Source organism: Micromonospora sp. IBHARD003 (assembly GCF_056106285.1).
In genome coordinates, this window is the sequence record NZ_JBWBBX010000001.1 from 6,881,512 (window position 1) to 6,896,694 (window position 15,183).

Annotated in this window: 17 protein-coding genes and 1 pseudogene; 6 read left to right on the forward strand and 12 right to left on the reverse strand. The window is 68.1% G+C overall.

Annotated features, from left to right (window positions below):
* Window positions 1-113: 113 nt before the first annotated feature.
* The 3 genes from ACTWOL_RS30120 to ACTWOL_RS30130 form a co-directional block, all read right to left on the reverse strand.
* Window positions 114-980 (reverse strand): alpha/beta fold hydrolase, encoded by an 867-nt coding sequence (locus tag ACTWOL_RS30120; protein WP_474299998.1) that lies wholly within the window; start codon window positions 978-980, stop codon window positions 114-116.
* Window positions 981-1,226: 246 nt separating this feature from the next.
* Window positions 1,227-1,712: an anthrone oxygenase family protein gene (locus ACTWOL_RS30125; RefSeq protein WP_474299999.1), complete on the reverse strand. Its 486-nt coding sequence runs from the start codon at window positions 1,710-1,712 to the stop codon at window positions 1,227-1,229.
* 5 nt (window positions 1,713-1,717) lie between these two features.
* On the reverse strand, window positions 1,718-2,380 hold the full coding sequence (locus tag ACTWOL_RS30130) for a maleylpyruvate isomerase family mycothiol-dependent enzyme (RefSeq protein WP_474300000.1): 663 nt from the start codon (window positions 2,378-2,380) through the stop codon (window positions 1,718-1,720).
* Window positions 2,381-2,450: 70 nt separating this feature from the next.
* On the opposite strand from ACTWOL_RS30130, the gene ACTWOL_RS30135 reads away from it, so the two are divergent.
* Window positions 2,451-3,368: a LysR family transcriptional regulator gene (locus ACTWOL_RS30135; protein WP_474300001.1), complete on the forward strand. Its 918-nt coding sequence runs from the start codon at window positions 2,451-2,453 to the stop codon at window positions 3,366-3,368.
* A gap of 33 nt (window positions 3,369-3,401) precedes the next feature.
* Here ACTWOL_RS30135 and ACTWOL_RS30140 read toward each other — a convergent pair whose 3' ends face one another.
* Both ACTWOL_RS30140 and ACTWOL_RS30145 read right to left on the reverse strand, forming a co-directional pair.
* Window positions 3,402-3,656, reverse strand: a complete 255-nt coding sequence (locus tag ACTWOL_RS30140; RefSeq protein ID WP_474300002.1) for a DUF397 domain-containing protein — start codon at window positions 3,654-3,656, stop codon at window positions 3,402-3,404.
* The gene (locus tag ACTWOL_RS30145; protein ID WP_474300003.1) at window positions 3,653-4,573 is read right to left on the reverse strand and encodes a helix-turn-helix domain-containing protein; all 921 of its coding nucleotides are present in this window, start codon (window positions 4,571-4,573) and stop codon (window positions 3,653-3,655) included. The genes ACTWOL_RS30140 and ACTWOL_RS30145 overlap by 4 nt, the downstream gene beginning before the upstream one ends.
* 160 nt (window positions 4,574-4,733) lie before the next feature.
* On the opposite strand from ACTWOL_RS30145, the gene ACTWOL_RS30150 reads away from it, so the two are divergent.
* The gene (locus tag ACTWOL_RS30150) at window positions 4,734-5,192 is read left to right on the forward strand and encodes an ATP-binding protein (RefSeq protein ID WP_474300004.1); all 459 of its coding nucleotides are present in this window, start codon (window positions 4,734-4,736) and stop codon (window positions 5,190-5,192) included.
* A gap of 28 nt (window positions 5,193-5,220) precedes the next feature.
* On the opposite strand, the gene ACTWOL_RS30155 is transcribed toward ACTWOL_RS30150, so the two are convergent.
* On the reverse strand, window positions 5,221-5,796 hold the full coding sequence (locus tag ACTWOL_RS30155) for a hypothetical protein (protein ID WP_474301336.1): 576 nt from the start codon (window positions 5,794-5,796) through the stop codon (window positions 5,221-5,223).
* A gap of 291 nt (window positions 5,797-6,087) precedes the next feature.
* Window positions 6,088-6,306: pseudogene (locus ACTWOL_RS30160) on the reverse strand (helix-turn-helix domain-containing protein); the annotation flags it as partial.
* A gap of 197 nt (window positions 6,307-6,503) precedes the next feature.
* Between ACTWOL_RS30160 and ACTWOL_RS30165 the strand changes: the two are divergent.
* Both ACTWOL_RS30165 and ACTWOL_RS30170 read left to right on the forward strand, forming a co-directional pair.
* Window positions 6,504-6,941 (forward strand): hypothetical protein, encoded by a 438-nt coding sequence (locus tag ACTWOL_RS30165; RefSeq protein WP_474300005.1) that lies wholly within the window; start codon window positions 6,504-6,506, stop codon window positions 6,939-6,941.
* 156 nt (window positions 6,942-7,097) lie between these two features.
* Window positions 7,098-7,769 carry a class I SAM-dependent methyltransferase gene (locus ACTWOL_RS30170; RefSeq protein ID WP_474300006.1) on the forward strand — a complete coding sequence of 224 codons (672 nt, stop codon included), beginning with the start codon at window positions 7,098-7,100 and terminating at the stop codon, window positions 7,767-7,769.
* A gap of 75 nt (window positions 7,770-7,844) precedes the next feature.
* Here the strand turns inward: ACTWOL_RS30170 and ACTWOL_RS30175 are convergent, their stop codons facing one another.
* Window positions 7,845-8,267 (reverse strand): hypothetical protein, encoded by a 423-nt coding sequence (locus ACTWOL_RS30175; RefSeq protein ID WP_474300007.1) that lies wholly within the window; start codon window positions 8,265-8,267, stop codon window positions 7,845-7,847.
* Window positions 8,268-8,490: 223 nt separating this feature from the next.
* On the opposite strand from ACTWOL_RS30175, the gene ACTWOL_RS30180 reads away from it, so the two are divergent.
* Together ACTWOL_RS30180 and gcl are read left to right on the forward strand one after the other, a co-directional pair.
* Entirely contained in the window at window positions 8,491-8,889 is a 399-nt protein-coding gene (locus ACTWOL_RS30180; RefSeq protein WP_474300008.1) for a hypothetical protein, read from the forward strand.
* Between the two features lie 277 nt (window positions 8,890-9,166).
* The gene (gcl, locus tag ACTWOL_RS30185) at window positions 9,167-10,954 is read left to right on the forward strand and encodes a glyoxylate carboligase (RefSeq protein WP_474300009.1); all 1,788 of its coding nucleotides are present in this window, start codon (window positions 9,167-9,169) and stop codon (window positions 10,952-10,954) included.
* 186 nt (window positions 10,955-11,140) lie between these two features.
* Here gcl and ACTWOL_RS30190 read toward each other — a convergent pair whose 3' ends face one another.
* From ACTWOL_RS30190 to ACTWOL_RS30205, 4 genes are all read right to left on the reverse strand, one after another.
* The gene (locus ACTWOL_RS30190; protein ID WP_474300010.1) at window positions 11,141-12,253 is read right to left on the reverse strand and encodes an acyl-CoA dehydrogenase family protein; all 1,113 of its coding nucleotides are present in this window, start codon (window positions 12,251-12,253) and stop codon (window positions 11,141-11,143) included.
* 89 nt (window positions 12,254-12,342) lie between these two features.
* Entirely contained in the window at window positions 12,343-12,759 is a 417-nt protein-coding gene (locus ACTWOL_RS30195; protein ID WP_474300011.1) for a nuclear transport factor 2 family protein, read from the reverse strand.
* A gap of 10 nt (window positions 12,760-12,769) precedes the next feature.
* Complete coding sequence (locus ACTWOL_RS30200; RefSeq protein ID WP_474301287.1) at window positions 12,770-13,711, reverse strand: aldo/keto reductase; 942 nt, start codon at window positions 13,709-13,711, stop codon at window positions 12,770-12,772.
* A gap of 40 nt (window positions 13,712-13,751) precedes the next feature.
* Window positions 13,752-14,825: a type III polyketide synthase gene (locus ACTWOL_RS30205; RefSeq protein ID WP_474300012.1), complete on the reverse strand. Its 1,074-nt coding sequence runs from the start codon at window positions 14,823-14,825 to the stop codon at window positions 13,752-13,754.
* Between the last annotated feature and the right edge of the window lie 358 nt (window positions 14,826-15,183).

Here is a 15,183-nt window from a genome sequence, read left to right on the forward strand (position 1 = left end):
GTTCGCTGGCCCCTCGACCTGCGGCCCGCCGAGCGCGACATGGCCGCCCGCCGCCGAACCTGATGACGGCGGGCTACGGCACAGTCCGATGTGCACCAACTGTGCCCGCGGGGTCAGTCGCTGTGGGCCGCGAGGTGTTCCAGGATGGGCGGAATCACCAGCTCGGGAACCTCCTCGGGTAGCCAGTGGCTGGCACCCTCAAGGCTGACGAAGCGGTATTCCGCGTCGATGAAGTCCTTGGTGCTGTCTGCTGCCTCACGGCCCAGGGCGCCGTCCTCGCTGCCCCAGATGTACAAGGTGGGGACGGTGATGCGGCCGGCGGGAACGGTGAACTCGTCGTCGACGGCGCGGTACCAGTTCAGGGTGGAGGTGAGCACCCCGGGTTCGGACAGCCGACGGACGTTGCTCTCCACCAGTTCCTCCGGAATGCGACCACCGTAGGCGCTACGCAGCCTGGCCGCACCGTCGGCCAGAAGAGCCGCTTCGGCGACATGACCGGGCTGGCGGAAGAAACGTACGTAGTCGAGTCGGTGGTACTGCCCCGGGTCGACTGCGGCAGCTCCGTTCAGCGCGCGGGGATGGGGGGTGGCAAGCACGGACAGGGACTTCAGCCGCTCAGGGTGGGCGGAGGCCAGAGCCCAGGCGACCATGCCGCCCCAGTCATGCGCGACGAGGTGGAACCGGCCCGCGCCCTGCGAGTCGGCGAACGCGAGTGCGTCGGCCACCAGATGCTCCACGGCGTAGTCGGAGATCTCTGACGGGCGGGCGCCGGGGGAATAGCCGCGTTGGTCGACGGCGACGGCCCGGTACCCGGCGTCGGCCAGGGCGTGCAGTTCCTCGGTCCAGGAGCTGGCGAACTCGGGCCAGCCGTGCAGGAGCAGGACGAATTCATTGTTTTGTGAGCCGGCGGCGAGGGCGTCGTATCGGTGCGCGCCGTGCTCGATCGTCAACTCTTCCAGGCTGTGCTGGGGGGTGGCCATGGGGGATCCTCCGGTTCAGCGGCATCGGGGGTTGGGTCGAAGCTACCTTATTGATCTCTGTTCCTGCCGAAGAAGATCACCAACTGTCCACCGACACAACGGTGTTATGCCGAAGCCTTGGCCTCAGCCACGCTGAACCACTCTGGCCGTTACCTCGACCAGCGGGGGCTTCATCGACTCCACCACCTCCGTCGAGCAGCACTCTGAAACGATCAGTTGGGCTGCCCCGAGACCGAGGGCCGGGCACTATGCGGATGGCCGCGCCGGAGGGTGCGTGGCAGTCGGCGGGAGGGCGAGGAGGACAAGGAGCCCGAAGGCGATCGCGGCGGTCAGGGTGCGGGCGTCATTGAACAGTTCCCAGCGGCGCAGGACTTCCGCGTGGCCGGGCGGCGGCGCGGTTGCGGCCCACTGCTTGATGCGGCCGTTGATGGGGACGTTCCCGAACCGTGTGATCAGGAACGATGAGACCGCCAGTACCCCCGCCGTGCCGGCGAGGACGCGCGCCCGGCCGCGCTCCGCTGCGGCGAGGGCGAGGGAACTGAGGGCCGAGACCGCCATCGTGCCTTGCATCGTGATGCCGTTCATCGCCATCAGAGCCGTGTGGAAGTCGAGCCTCATGTCGATCGGCACGGCGTGGAACGTCGGAACGAGGTTGGCGGCGCCGTAGCCGAAGGCACCGGCCAGCAGGCCGGTGGAAAACAGCGAGAGTGCCCGGAGGAGTCGGATGCGCATGGCTGTCACCGGACGGTGAAGCGGCTGATCGGCTCGCCGCGGAGGCGGCCCTGAGGGAGCCTGCGGCCGAAGGCGAGCAGGAGCAGGTCCTGACCGGCGCCGTACACCGGGGCCCCGGCGCCGTACGACCAGTCCATGTCCTCGGCGCACAGCCGCACTCCGCGGAGGTCGACGCCGAAGAACTTCAGGCCGCGGGGCTTGATGTCGTCAAGCAGGATGCGCAGCCGGTCCTCGGGGACGCGCCGGTCGAGTCCGAGGGCGACGGTGACGTCCAGCCCGTGGACCACGTCGTGGCCGAACGCCGCCACGAACCCCCCGACCGGCGGCGTCCAGGGGTGGTGGGCGTTGTCCCGCAGGAAGGCGCTGAGCTCGCCGACGGAATGGGCGGCCGCGTCCCTGCGGGCGACCCGGTCGGTCATGCGGTGCAGATTCCCGCGCGCCTTGACCAGTTCGCCCAGTGTGGCAGGCAGGGAGAGCCGGAATCCCATCGACATGTGGGCGACGACCTCGCGGACCGTCCATCCCGCACACAGGCTGGGCGCGTTCCACTCATCGGCCCGCAGGGCCTCGAAGAGATCGGCCAACTCCTGGCGTTCCGCCGCGATGGCGGCCCTGACCTCCGCCTCGACACCGGCCCGCGGGTTCGTGCTCCCCGTTACGTTCTCCATTGAACAAGCGTGCGGGCGGCTGATCCATATTTCCAATAGATAGTTGTGCTGCCATCTAGCATGAGTACGTATGGAACTTCGTCAGCTGCGCTACTTCGTCACGGTCGTCGAAGAGGGCGGTTTCACCCGCGCAGCGGCCCGTCTGCACCTGGCCCAGCCTGGCCTGAGCGCTCAGATCCGCCAGCTGGAACGGGAGCTCGGACAGCCGTTGCTCGACCGCTCCCACCGGTCGGTGACGCCGACCGAGACGGGCCGGGCCGTCCTGCCGTACGCCCGAGCCGCGCTGGCCGCCGCGGATGCGGTGCGGCAGACGGTCGATGCGTACACGGGGCTGCTGCGCGGCCGGGTCTCGCTCGGCCTGGTCTCGGGGGCCACCGGCCACGCGTTCGACATCGCCTCGTTCCTCGCGGACTTCCACGACGCGCACCCCGACCTGGAGATCGCACTCACCGAAGACACCTCGGAGCGGATGCAGGCCGCACTCCTGGCAGGTGAGCTCGACATCGCCCTTCTCGGACCGACCGACGAGGTGCCCCCGCCCGGCCTGTCCCTCCAGACGGTCATCGACGCCCCGCTGGCCGTCGTCGCCGCGCCCGGAGACCCGATCCTCTCCCCGGCCGGCCGTACGAGCGTCCCGCTGGCCGAACTGCGCGACCGAGCTCTGATCTGCCTGCCGCGTGGCACCGGAGTGCGTGCCGCGTTCGAACGCGCCTGCGCACAGGCCGGGTTCCGGCCCCGTGTCACCTTCGAGGCGGCAGTACCCCAAGTGCTCGCGCAACTCGCCGCCCGGGGCCTGGGCGTCGCGGTGCTACCGGCGGGCGAGGACGGCTCGGCTCTCGACGGGCACCTGCGGTCACTGACCATCGTCCGTCCCGGTATCCGTGCCCGTATCGCCCTCGCCTGGCGGGCCACCGGCCCCGCGAGCCCCGCAGCCCGCGTGCTGCTCGACCGCCTGCGCGAGGCCCTGCCCACGATGCCCGCGAGCTAGGGCCCGATCCTCCGGACAGGCACCGCAGCGTACTCAGGTACCGGACGCGCCCGCCGCGTAGGCGACGAAGCCGGTCCAGGTGGTGGGGGAGAGGGCGAGCTGGGGGCCCTCGGCGCGCTTGGAGTCGCGGACGTGGACGGCGGAGGGGCAGGCGGCGACCTCGACGCAGTCGCCGGAGCCACTGCTGCTGTAGCTGGACTTGTGCCAGGAGAGGGCGACTTCGACGCAGTCGTCGCCCGAGCCGCTGCTGTAGCTGCTCTTGAACCAGGCCAGTTCTGTGGTGGTCATGCTGCTCCTCGCATCCGCTGCAGCAGGCTCAAGGAGTCGTCCAGCGAGAGAGCCTGCGAACGCATCCTGGCATACCGCATCTGGAGCGTGCTGACCACTTTCGAGTCGGTGATGAACTGCCCGTGCTCCTGGCCCTCGCAGTAGCCGTACCAACGGTTGTCGGGGGTCTCCAGCAACTGCATAGGGCCGTGCAGACCGGCGTGGCACTCCTGCGCGAGCGGGATGATCTGCACCTCCACATTGCGGAGTCCGGCGATGTCCAGGATGCTGTCGATCAGTTCGCCGGTCACCTCACGCCCACCCGTTCGCCTCAGGAAGAGATGCTCTTCGAGGATGAAGCTGTATGACGTGTTGGGGCGCTCATACAGAAGCCGCTGGCGCTTCATTCGCGCTGCGAACTGCGTCTCGATCTGCTGATCACTCAGCGGTGGCAGCTGGTTGACGAACAGCGTCCTGGCGTACGCCTCCGTCTGCAACAAGCCCGGAATCAGGCGGCATTCGTATGTGTAGAGCGTCAGCGCCTTCGCCTCCAGCTGCGCCCACTTGCGGAACCAACTCGCCAGGCCCGCCTGCCGCGACAGATGCTGAGCCGCGTTCCGCAGTGCCCCCGTGTTGCCGAGTACCTCCTCCGCGCGCTCCACGAACGCCTGGTCAGGCATCCGGCGGCCCTGTTCGATGGAGGCGACGGTGTGTTTGGAGAACCGTACGTGCGGCGCGAACTCCGCGCGGCTCAGCCCTGCGTGTTCGCGCAGGGCCTGGACGACCGCGCCGAACGTCCGCAAACTGTCCGACGCCTCCGGCTCCCGGCCGTCGCACGAATCCGAGTGCGATTCCGCTTCAGCTTCCGCGTCCGGTTCGGTGTCCGCGACTGCTTCCGCGTCCGCCCCGTACCGCTCGCCCGCCACATCCTCGATCATCCCCGGCCACCTCCAGCGTGCCCGCCCCGCTCCCGCACCTCCGAACCCGACCATGGTCACGGTCCGTGTGCGTACCGTCCACCGTTGGTGCGCGTACGCTGACGCAGCGTACGCGGCGTCGAGCTGGCCGTAAGGCGAAATCGCAGGCCAGATTTGGGTCATGACAGCAACCCCCACCCGCCGGGACGACGTGACCGTACGTGTGTTCACCCAGCGGTTCAGCTCCACACCGCTCGGTGCCCGCCTCTCCCGCCATCTCACGGTGCGTCAACTCCATGCCTGGGGTTACCCGTACGGCTGCGGATTCTCGGATACCGCCGCCGTGCTGGTCGCCGAGCTCACCACCAACGCCGTGACGCACGGCCGGGTGCCGGGGCGGGACTTCGAACTACGGCTCGCGCTCACCGGTCTGACGCTCCGGATGGACGTGTCCGATGCGCGAGGGGAACGCCGCCCGCCATGGCCCGGGGACCTGCCCGCACCCGGTGTGCTTGCCGACACGGGGCGGGGGCTGCTGCTCGTGGAGGCACTCGCCGACCGTTGGGAGGTGCTGGAGCGCCTACCGATCGGGAAAACGGTCAGGGTTGAACTCGACCTGCCGCGCAAAGTGTTGCCCTGACGTTGGCGGGTCCTGGGCCGAATCGAGGTCAGGGAGTCATGCCTGCGGCCGCCACCAGCTCGCGTACGCCCACGACATGGGCATGGTTGGAGCGCAAGTCTGTGACGATCCTTCGGATCGCGGGCCGGTCGCGTACCTCGCTCGGGGATACGCGCACGGCGGACAACAGTTCTGCGGCCGTCTGCTCTGGCTTGCCCCACTGCCACCATGCCCGGCCGAGGTCGGTATGCATGCGGCCCTTCCGCTCGGCCGTCTTGAACTGACCTGCCTGCAAACCACGGCCGGCCTCCAGGGCCGCGCCCGCGTCACCCAGCGCCCAGTGGACTCCGACGGCATACAGGTCGACGGCGGCCGGGGTGATGGGGAACAAGCGCCCCTCGCGTGCCTCATGCGGGAGATCGCGGGCTGCTCTCTTCGCCTCACGGATCATGGCGAGGGCTTGGTCCCGGTCGCCGCCGCGCGCCGCAGTGTAGGAGGTGGTGCACAGCATCTGTGCGTACGTGGACGCCTGGGCATGGTTCTTCAGGCCGGTGGCTTCGACCCGTGAGACCGCGTCAAGGATGTGGCGCTGGGCTGCGGCGGGCTGGTCCTGGTGGCGGAGCACGATGCTCAGCTCCCTGGCGGCCGCAGCTGCAACGAGCGGGGAGCCGGACAGGTCCGAATACACCGCTGCCCGGTCCGCGGTCAGTCGGGCCTGGTCGTAGCGTCCGACTTTGATCAGGACCTGGGTGGCGAGGCTGTAGGTCGCCGACAGTCGGCGAACGCGATCTCCTCCTGCCCTTGGGCGGCATGGTGGGCGTCGGCGAGCAGGCCGGGCAGCACCTTGTTCTGGCGCAACTCTAATGGCTTGCTGACTGGTTAACCCGAGCGACGCAGCCAAGACACTCGCTGGCACGCCCACCTCTTTGGCGGCGTTCCGGATCAAGTCCAGGTCGGCGCGTCTGCCGTGCTGCTCCAGTCGGGAGACAGTGGATGCGGAACAGCCGATGCGCGCGCCGAGGTCTGCCTGCCGCCACCCACGGCCCCGTCGCCCGACCCTGATCAGGCCGCCTGGATCGAGACTGGCGACGAGGGAACGGACCATGCCTGAGTTCCAGAGCTGATCGGCACTCATCTGGCCTCCCACTCGCCAGCGACCGGCAGGGCTGCCTACCCACGGTATGCGGTGATGAGCGGTGCGTATACGGCGTGTGCAGGATGTGCAAACGGCTTGCACGGTGCGACAACCGATCACCGGGGGAGTCCGCCGAGTTGTTCTCTGAAGGGGCGAGCTCCGCTGTGGGGCGGGGCCGAGAGATCCCGGAGGAGAGCATGGCGACAGCAGTCGAGACCAAGGTCCGTGACCCGCGCGACTTCGTGAAGCCCGAGGTCTGGGACCGCGAGATCCAGCTCCTCATGCGCGACTACCCGTTCGACGAGGTGATGGCGACCCGACTGTTCGGTGCGGCCATCTCCTACCTGATCACCGCCATGGAAAAGTGGGGCCAGGGCCTGGAGATGTGCTGCGGCCGTACCGTCGAGATCGCGGTTCACGTCATCCTGGACACCAAGAACTACCGGGAGTTCTGCCACCAGCACTTCGACGGGAAGTTCCTGGAGCACATCCCCGAGATCGAGTTCAAGTACGACGGCTCGGTGGAGCGCACCGCGCAGATCATCGCCGACAACGGCTTCGAGGTCGACTGGAAGCTGTGGGAGGCCGACTACGCCAAGTGCGGCCCGTGCCGGCCGGGCGAGAACTGCCACTGACGGATTCCAAAACGATCGGGTCTGGGGACGTCGCGGACGTCCCCAGGCCCTCGCTCGTGCAGGGCATGCCGACAATGTGGCATTCACCCGTACGCCTCGGGCAGCGCCGGTACGTTAGCCAGCTCCACTGGCCTCACCGTGCACCGGAGGATCTTCATGCCCCGCGAGCCCCAAACCCCCGCCGAGTACTGGGATACCTACATGCCCCACCGCGGCGAAGGTGAGCAGCCCGCTCCAGTGGTCGACCGGTTCGAATGGACGCAGTACCCCGGGCACGGACCCGGTGCCGAGCTACTGGGGCGCCCTGGTCGGGCCCTCGACCTCGGGCCGGCCGAGGGCAAGGAAGCCGTGTTCCTGGCCCGCCAGGGCACCGAGGTGACCGGGGTAGATCTCTCCCCAGTACAGGTGGCCCGCGCCCGCACCTGGTGGCACCACGAGTTGCGGCTCACGTTCATCCATGCGAACGTCTGCGACTACCTCGCCGAGGACCCCGAACCCTTTGACGCGATCTACTCCGTTTGGGGGGCAGTGTGGTTCACCGACCCCGAGCAGCTGCTGCCTCTCGTTGCCAAGCGCCTTTCGCGCGGCGGCATCTTCGCCTTCAGCCAGGCCGAGCCGACCCCCGGCGCGTACGGCCCGCAACCCATGCGCGGCAAGTGGCTCGAAGGGCGAGAACGCGAACTAACCGTACTCCGCTGGCAGTACACGCCCCATGCCTGGGCTGACCTGCTCAAGCGTCACGGCTTCAGCGAGGTCGACGCCACGGTTCTGGCCGCGCCGGAACCAGGAAAGCTGGGCACACTCATCGTGCAGGCCCGCACTGCCTAAGGGCTGGTGGATGCTCGCTCGCCACTCGCCGCACGCTGGGGTGATGGGATCGGCCGTGATGTCCGCGCCGCCCGGTCAGTCGCCGGACGACAACAGTGCGTCCGCCGGCCCGTTCACCGGTTGCGGTGTGCCCGTGAGGTCCATGACGAACAGCGGGATGCCCAGGTCGTCGGCGCGGGCGCGGGCGTCCGCCGCGTAGCCCGCGAGGGAGAAGAAGACGCTCAGCGACGACTCGCTCATCCCGTTCAGCCAGAGGCATTCGACGGCGCGCAGGGTGGCGGGGCGGGTCGTGGGGTCGACCTGGGCGACCAGACCGGGGCCGCGCAGATCGACGCCGGACCCGTCCTGGGAGGCGGCCCCGGACCCGGACCCCGAACGGTGTTCCGGCTGGACGACCTCCTGGAAGCCGAGCCAGCGCAGATACACCGCGGCCGCGGTCACCGCGTCGCGTGCCGTACGGATCGTGACGGGGCGGAAGGTGGGGCGCGGGGCCGGCACGGTGCGCGGCAGTGGGACGGGCGCCGGGCGTGCCGCGGCGGCGCCGCGTGCCTCCGCCGCGGTCGAGCCTGCGGCGGCCGACGAACCGACGGCGGGAGGCGGACCGGCGTGACGACCGCCCGGGCCGTCCGGCGGTCCGTCGCCGGCCGGTGTCAGGCCGGCCTTCGGCCCGCCCGCGGCCGAAGCCGGACGAAACGCCGGGGACGCGGAGGGCGCGGAGGACGTGGACGACGTCGACGGGGCGGAGGGGGCAGAAGAGGTCGAAGAGGCGGAGGAAGCCGAGGAAGCCGAGGAAGCCGAGGAAGCGGAAGAGGCGGATGAAGCGGAGGGTGTGGAGGACGCGGAGGGCAACGGCCATGACGTCGACGTCACCGGGCGGACCGCTATCCGCAGCACCGTTCCGCAGGGACAGCCGAGCTCCGGCTGCGGCCACTGGTCCTGCCGTCCGCACGCCTGGCAGCGGGCGGTGACCCAGTCCTCGGTCCAGGTGCGGTGGCGGATCGGTTCGGCGGGTGCCCCCCGCAGCAGGGGAGGGGCGACGGGGGCGCCGCATGCACACGGGTACACGGGCGCGGCGAAGGTGTGCGTACGGCGGCAGACCGGGCAGCGTACCGGTACCTGATCTCCCATCTCCGTCCCCCCCTCGGGCGCCTCGGATGCCTCCGGCGATGTCGGTCACGCGCCTCGGGGTCCATCGTCCACCACGCGTGAGCCCATGGGGAGGGACTTCGGCCATCCCCCGGACCCGCCCTGGCTGCCTTCCCTTGACGTTCCCGGCCATGCGTCCTAGATTGATTCCGGATAGCAGAAGATAACTTCCACATTATGGAAGTGCTCGGAATCGATGCTCTCAGGTGGCGCGACGGAGCCCGATCCGCCAGGCCGAAGCAGGAGTCCCCATGCCTCGTATGACCGCCGCCCGAGCGGCAGTTGAGATCCTCAAGCGCGAAGGCGTCACCCATGCGTTCGGTGTGCCGGGCGCCGCGATCAACCCCTTCTACAAGGCCCTCAAGGAGGGCGGCGGTATCGATCACACCCTCGCCCGCCATGTGGAGGGCGCCTCCCACATGGCCGAGGGGTACACGCGCACCGGCCCGGGCAACATCGGTGTCTGCATCGGCACTTCGGGCCCCGCGGGCACGGACATGATCACCGGGCTCTATTCGGCGATCGGTGACTCGATTCCGATCCTGTGCATCACCGGGCAGGCCCCCACCCACGTGATCCACAAGGAGGACTTCCAGGCCGTCGACATCGCGGCGATCGCGGGGCCGGTCACCAAGGCCGCGACGACCGTCCTGGAAGCGGCACAGGTCCCCGGCGTCTTCCAGCAGGCCTTCCATCTGATGCGCTCGGGCCGGCCCGGCCCGGTCCTCATCGACCTGCCCGTCGACGTGCAGCAGACCGAGATCGAGTTCGACCCGGAGACCTACGCACCACTGCCGGTCTACAAGCCCCGTGCGACGCGTGCCCAGATCGAGAAGGCGATCTCCCTCCTGCTGGAGTCCGAGCGCCCGCTGATCGTCGCCGGCGGCGGTGTCATCGGCGCCGACGCCAGTGATCTGCTGGTCGAGTTCGCCGAGCTCACCGGTACGCCCGTGATCCCGACCCTGATGGGCTGGGGCGCCATCCCCGACGATCACGAGCTCAACGCCGGGATGGTCGGACTGCAGACCGCGCACCGCTACGGCAACGCGAACTTCCTGGAGTCCGACTTCGTCCTCGGCATCGGCAACCGCTGGGCCAACCGGCACACCGGTTACAAACTCGACGTCTACACCCGGGGCCGCACCTTCGTCCATGTGGACATCGAGCCCACCCAGATCGGCAAGATCTTCGCGCCCGACTACGGCATCACCTCGGATGCCGGGGCGGCTCTCGAGCTCTTCGTCGATGTCGCCCGGGAGTTGAAGGAGGCGGGAAGGCTGCCCGACCGCTCTGCCTGGATCGCCTCCACCCAGGAACGCAAGTCCACACTGCAGCGCCGCACGCATTTCGACGACGTGCCGATGAAGCCGCAGCGCGTGTACGAGGAGATGAACAAGGCCTTCGGGCCCGAGACGCGCTACGTCACCACCATCGGCCTCTCCCAGATCGCCGGTGCGCAGATGCTGCACGTCTACAAGCCGCGTCACTGGATCAACTGCGGTCAGGCCGGGCCGCTCGGCTGGACCATCCCCGCGGCGCTCGGTGTCGCCAAGGCCGACCCCGGGGCGCAGGTCGTCGCGCTGTCGGGGGACTACGACTTCCAGTTCATGATCGAGGAGCTGGCGGTCGGCGCCCAGCACCGGATCCCGTACGTCCACGTCCTCGTCAACAACGCGTATCTGGGCCTGATCAGGCAGGCACAGCTCGGCCTGGACATCGACTTCCAGGTCAACCTCGAGTTCGAGAACATCAACGCGCCGGAAATCGGTGTGTACGGCGTCGACCATGTGAAGGTCGCCGAGGGGCTCGGCTGCAAGGCCATTCGCGTCACCGAGCCCGGGGATCTGCTGCCGGCGCTGGAAGAGGCGAAGAAGCTGGCCGCGGAGCACCGGGTGCCGGTCGTGGTGGAGGCGATCCTGGAGCGGGTCACCAACATCTCGATGAGCCGCACGGCGGACATCAGCGATGTGTCCGAGTTCGAGGAACTGGCAACCGAGGCCTGGCACACGCCCACCGCGATCAGGACGCTGAAGGTCTGAACCCGGCTGCCCCGCCCGCCCCTTGGCTCCTGACCGGAATCCCGGGCAGGAGCCGTCGGCGTCGGGGGACCCTCAGCGACGCGAAGAGGTCCGGGAGGGCGTCGCAGGCAAGGCGCCCACTGCACGGTGACCCCCGGCACATCGTCCTGGTCGTGCCGGGGCGGGTCCGCCGACCCGCCCCCCGCGTCATACAGAACCGGGAGCCGACAAGCCGAACAGCGCCTGCGCGTACAGTTCCCGGTTCCGTTCCGGCGCAAGCATCACATGGCGGCCGGCGACCTCCACATCGCGCCAGATCCGTTGCAGCGGGTGACCCGACAGGAAACTCCTGGTCCCGTTGGCGCTCAGCAGGCGCCCCACTGCCGAGCGCGCGGATCGTGCGGCAGTTCCGGCGTCCATACGGATGCGAGCACGCGCGAGCACGTCGAGTTGGTGGCCCGCGACGATACCTCGCGCCACGTCCTCAATCGCACGGTCGCTGTGCAGCCTGGCGGTGTCGATGAGCGATGCCGCCTCGGCCACCGCCGTCTGAGCGCTCGACGGCGTGGCGCCGGTCTGCCGTTCCCGGGTGTCGTCGAGCTGACCGCCGAGGGCGTCCATCGTGTGCTGCAGTGCGGCCTCCGCCATACCCAGCACGGGAGCGAGGGTGGTCAACCCGAGCATCGACAGCGCAGTGGAACGACACAGCGGTTCGTCGGGGTGGCTCTCGGCGTAATCTCCGGCTGCGATCTTCGGCATGGACAGGAAGCGGCGCTCCGGTACGAGGACGTCGTCCAGGACGACGGTGTCGCTGCCGGTTCCCTGCAGACCCGCGCTGTCCCAGGTGACCTCGACAGAGGCGTCGGCCATCGGTAGCAGAGCCATCCGCTTTCCACCGTCCGGCATCATCACGGCGACCATGGTCCACTGTGCCCAGTGGACCCCTGACACCGGCTGCCACCTCCCCGACACCAGCCAGCCGCCACGTGCCGGCCGAGCGCGGCCGGTTGCCAGCACATTGCTGCACACAACAGCGTCCTTCCCCGCACTCCAGACTTCGGCTCGGACGGAATCGTCGAAAAGCGAGGCGATGAAGGCGCTGCCGGAAAGGATCACCGAGACCCACGAACTGGCCCCACAGCCACGCGCCAACTGCCGGTACACGTCGAACGCGTCCCGGACTCCGGCCTCATGGCCGCCCCAGGCACTCGGGCACTGGAGGGTGAGGAAGCCGGCGGACCTCAGGGCTTGGGCACTGTCGTCCGCGAGCCGCCCCAGTTGCTCGCTCTCCGCGGCCTTCTCCCGAAGCAGGGGGGTCATGTCCCGGGCGGCCGTGAGAAGGTCTTCTCTGCCGGCGCGACCGGCCGGTGTCCGGATTGCCGATGGCCCGTCCAACGGTGCTCCGTGTTTCATGGAGTTTCTTTCCCGTCTTCGGAATCATGCGTCAGCGACGCGAGCAGTACGGGGTCGTAGATGTTCTCCCAGTGCTCGGTGATCTTTCCGTCCGCGAACCTCCACACACCGCAGAACGGCTGGGCGAACTCACGCCCGCTGAACGTGCTGCGAAGGACTCCGAGTACGGTGCCGAAGTGGTCGTTGGCGACAATGTGCTGGACGTCCATGTCCAGTTGACCGCCCGAGGACGCGATCAGTCCGCGCTCCCAGTCGACGACGGCTCGCTTCCCGATGACCCGGTCGATGCCGCCTGCGATGCCGCGGGTTGCCGGGTGCAGGACGACCGAGTCGGTCACGTAGTCACCTATGCAGGCGAGGTCGGCATAGATGGTGCGCAGCATATCGCTGTTGCTGTGCGAGTGTTCAGACATATCGGGGGACCTATTCCTCAGAAGGGGCGCCGGGGCGGAAGCTGGAGATTCTCGCCCGATCTACGGCCGCGCTGATCTCCTCGATCTCGTTCTCGCTGAGCAAGATGTCCGCGGCTTTCACGTTTTCCGCAAGGTGGGACAGATTCGTCGTGCCCGGTATGAGCAGGGCCGCCGGCGAGTGGTGCAGGACCCACGCCAGCGCCAGCTGTGCCACCGAGATCCCGAAGCCCTTGGCGACCGACGCCAGCGGACTTCCGGGTCGGACCAGATCGCCATGCCCCAGCGGAAACCAGGAGACAAACGCCAGCCCGTTGCGCTCTGCGTGCCGCAGCATGGCCTCCTCACGCCGGTCGGCGATGTTGTAGAGGCTTTCGACGGCCGCAATGTCGGCGTGCCCACTGGCCTGTTCGAGGTCCTCGAACGTCACCCCCGGCTGGCCGGACAGGCCGATGTGACGGATCTTTCCCTCACGCTGCATGTCGGTGAGCGCCCCGAGTTGGTCGGCCAACGGGACAGCCGGGTCGATCGCGTGGAGCTGGTAGAGGTCTATGCGTTCCACGCCGAGGTTGCGCAAGCTCAGTTCTACCTGCTGCCGAAGGTATTCCGGGCGGCCGAGCGGGACGATGTAGAGCGGGGTCTCGTGGTTCCAGTCGTCCGGGCCACTCCGCAGCAATCCCCCTTTGGTACTGATGACCAGGTCTTCCGGGTAGGGATGCAGCGCCCGTCGGATGATGCGTTCGTTCGTGGCGGGGCCGTAGGAGTCTGCCGTGTCGATGAAGTTCACGCCCATCTCGACGGCCGTACGCAGAACGGCGACCGCGTGATCGGGGTCGTCTGGCTCATCCCACATTCCCGGACCGGTCAGATGCATGGCCCCGTAGCCGATCCGGTTGACGGTCATGTCACCGCCGATCGTCAGCGTTTTCTGAGGTGGCGCGGTGGAATCTCGCATGGAGGCGGCCTTTCGTTTGCCGGATTCCAAGACCCCGGCGTTAGGGTACGTAGGTGCCGAGTGTCACTTCTGCGGTGATACCGGGGCCGAATCCGGCAAGGATGCCGCTTGCTCCAGCGGGGACGGTGTCGGAGTCAATGGTTCTCCGCAAAGCGTCCAGGACTACGGCGGACGCAATGTTGCCGTATTCGGCCAGCGTCGTCCGGCTGTGGTCGAACTTTGTGGGCTCGACGCCAAGGAAACGAGACAGATCGTCGAGGATACGGGGGCCGCCGGCGTGGATGACGTAGAAGTCCAGATCGGCGGCGTCCCACGAATGCTCGACGGCTATTTCACGGAGGGCGGGGGCGAGTTGCTCCATGGTGCCGGGTACTCGGCGGTCGAGTTGGAAGTGGAATCCGGTCGATTTGACCGCGTATGAGATCCATTCCTCGGTTCCGGGGACCAGACGGGCCGCGCTGCGTTCCAGCTGTATGCCCCGGCCGCCTTCGGAACGCACCACGGCAGCCGCCACCGCGTCCCCGAACAGGCCGTTCGACAGCAGATTTCCCACCGTCAGATCGTCTGGCTGATAGCACAGCGAACAGAACTCGCATGCCACGATGAGCACGTTCGAGCCCGGATGTGCGAGCGAGTAGTCGTGGGCCCGGTTGATGGCGGCCCCTCCTGCGGCACAGCCGAGTTGGGCGATGGGCAGCTGCACGGTGTCGGTGCGGAAATCCAGATTGTTGATCATCCAGGCGGTCATCGACGGCATGGTGAAGCCGGTACACGACACGTAGACGATGGCGTCGATCTGGTCCGCGGTCACTCCCGCATTCCGCAGGGCGTCGGCCACGACCGCTGGGACACGGGCCCGGGCTTCCCGCACATACATCTGGTTGCGGGCTTCGAGCCCAGGATGTCGAAGCGTCTGCTCGATAGGCTGGACGATGTGCCTCTTTTTCACCCCGGTGTTCGCTATGAGTCTGAGTGCGAGAGGCAGTTGGTCGTGATGCCGATGGATTCTCCTTGCCAGCTCCAGAGTTTCATCCATGGTGATGACATGCTCCGGCACGGAGACGGCGGGACGACACAACAGCGGCACAAGAACTCCCAGGGTCGGTGCCATCATTGGCGGGACGTGTTCCGGAAACGGGCCGCGTCGCCTCCGCGTCCCCCGACGCCTGTTCTGACTGTGTGGTGAACTCCTCGGCGTCCAGCATTGCTTATCGAGGCATGCGGCATTGGTGCCGCCCGGTCCGCCGGCATGGCCAACTCCCGCAACGAACCGTTCTGGCCCGACGTGCGCTCATCTCTTCGCCGCCGTCCACTCACACGCCCCGAGTGAACCACGGACAACGCGAATTGGCCAACGATTGCCGCGGGTGAGCATCCCTCCAAACGCACCCAGTGGACACTCATTGGGCGAAGGCGAACAGGGCAGCGGCTCCTCCCCTTCTTCGTCGAACGAGCAGGTCAGCTCGACGATG

Coding starts and splice junctions, on each gene's coding strand:
- ACTWOL_RS30170 (WP_474300006.1), top strand. CDS start 7,098: ATGCCCCGCGAGCCCCAAACCCCCGCCGAGTACTGGGATACCTACATG.
- ACTWOL_RS30195 (WP_474300011.1), bottom strand. CDS start 12,759: ATGTCTGAACACTCGCACAGCAACAGCGATATGCTGCGCACCATCTAT.
- ACTWOL_RS30190 (WP_474300010.1), bottom strand. CDS start 12,253: ATGACCCCCCTGCTTCGGGAGAAGGCCGCGGAGAGCGAGCAACTGGGG.
- ACTWOL_RS30145 (WP_474300003.1), bottom strand. CDS start 4,573: ATGATCGAGGATGTGGCGGGCGAGCGGTACGGGGCGGACGCGGAAGCA.
- ACTWOL_RS30125 (WP_474299999.1), bottom strand. CDS start 1,712: ATGCGCATCCGACTCCTCCGGGCACTCTCGCTGTTTTCCACCGGCCTG.
- ACTWOL_RS30205 (WP_474300012.1), bottom strand. CDS start 14,825: ATGATGGCACCGACCCTGGGAGTTCTTGTGCCGCTGTTGTGTCGTCCC.
- ACTWOL_RS30135 (WP_474300001.1), top strand. CDS start 2,451: ATGGAACTTCGTCAGCTGCGCTACTTCGTCACGGTCGTCGAAGAGGGC.
- ACTWOL_RS30140 (WP_474300002.1), bottom strand. CDS start 3,656: ATGACCACCACAGAACTGGCCTGGTTCAAGAGCAGCTACAGCAGCGGC.
- ACTWOL_RS30150 (WP_474300004.1), top strand. CDS start 4,734: ATGACAGCAACCCCCACCCGCCGGGACGACGTGACCGTACGTGTGTTC.
- gcl (WP_474300009.1), top strand. CDS start 9,167: ATGCCTCGTATGACCGCCGCCCGAGCGGCAGTTGAGATCCTCAAGCGC.
- ACTWOL_RS30120 (WP_474299998.1), bottom strand. CDS start 980: ATGGCCACCCCCCAGCACAGCCTGGAAGAGTTGACGATCGAGCACGGC.
- ACTWOL_RS30165 (WP_474300005.1), top strand. CDS start 6,504: ATGGCGACAGCAGTCGAGACCAAGGTCCGTGACCCGCGCGACTTCGTG.
- ACTWOL_RS30200 (WP_474301287.1), bottom strand. CDS start 13,711: ATGCGAGATTCCACCGCGCCACCTCAGAAAACGCTGACGATCGGCGGT.
- ACTWOL_RS30130 (WP_474300000.1), bottom strand. CDS start 2,380: ATGGAGAACGTAACGGGGAGCACGAACCCGCGGGCCGGTGTCGAGGCG.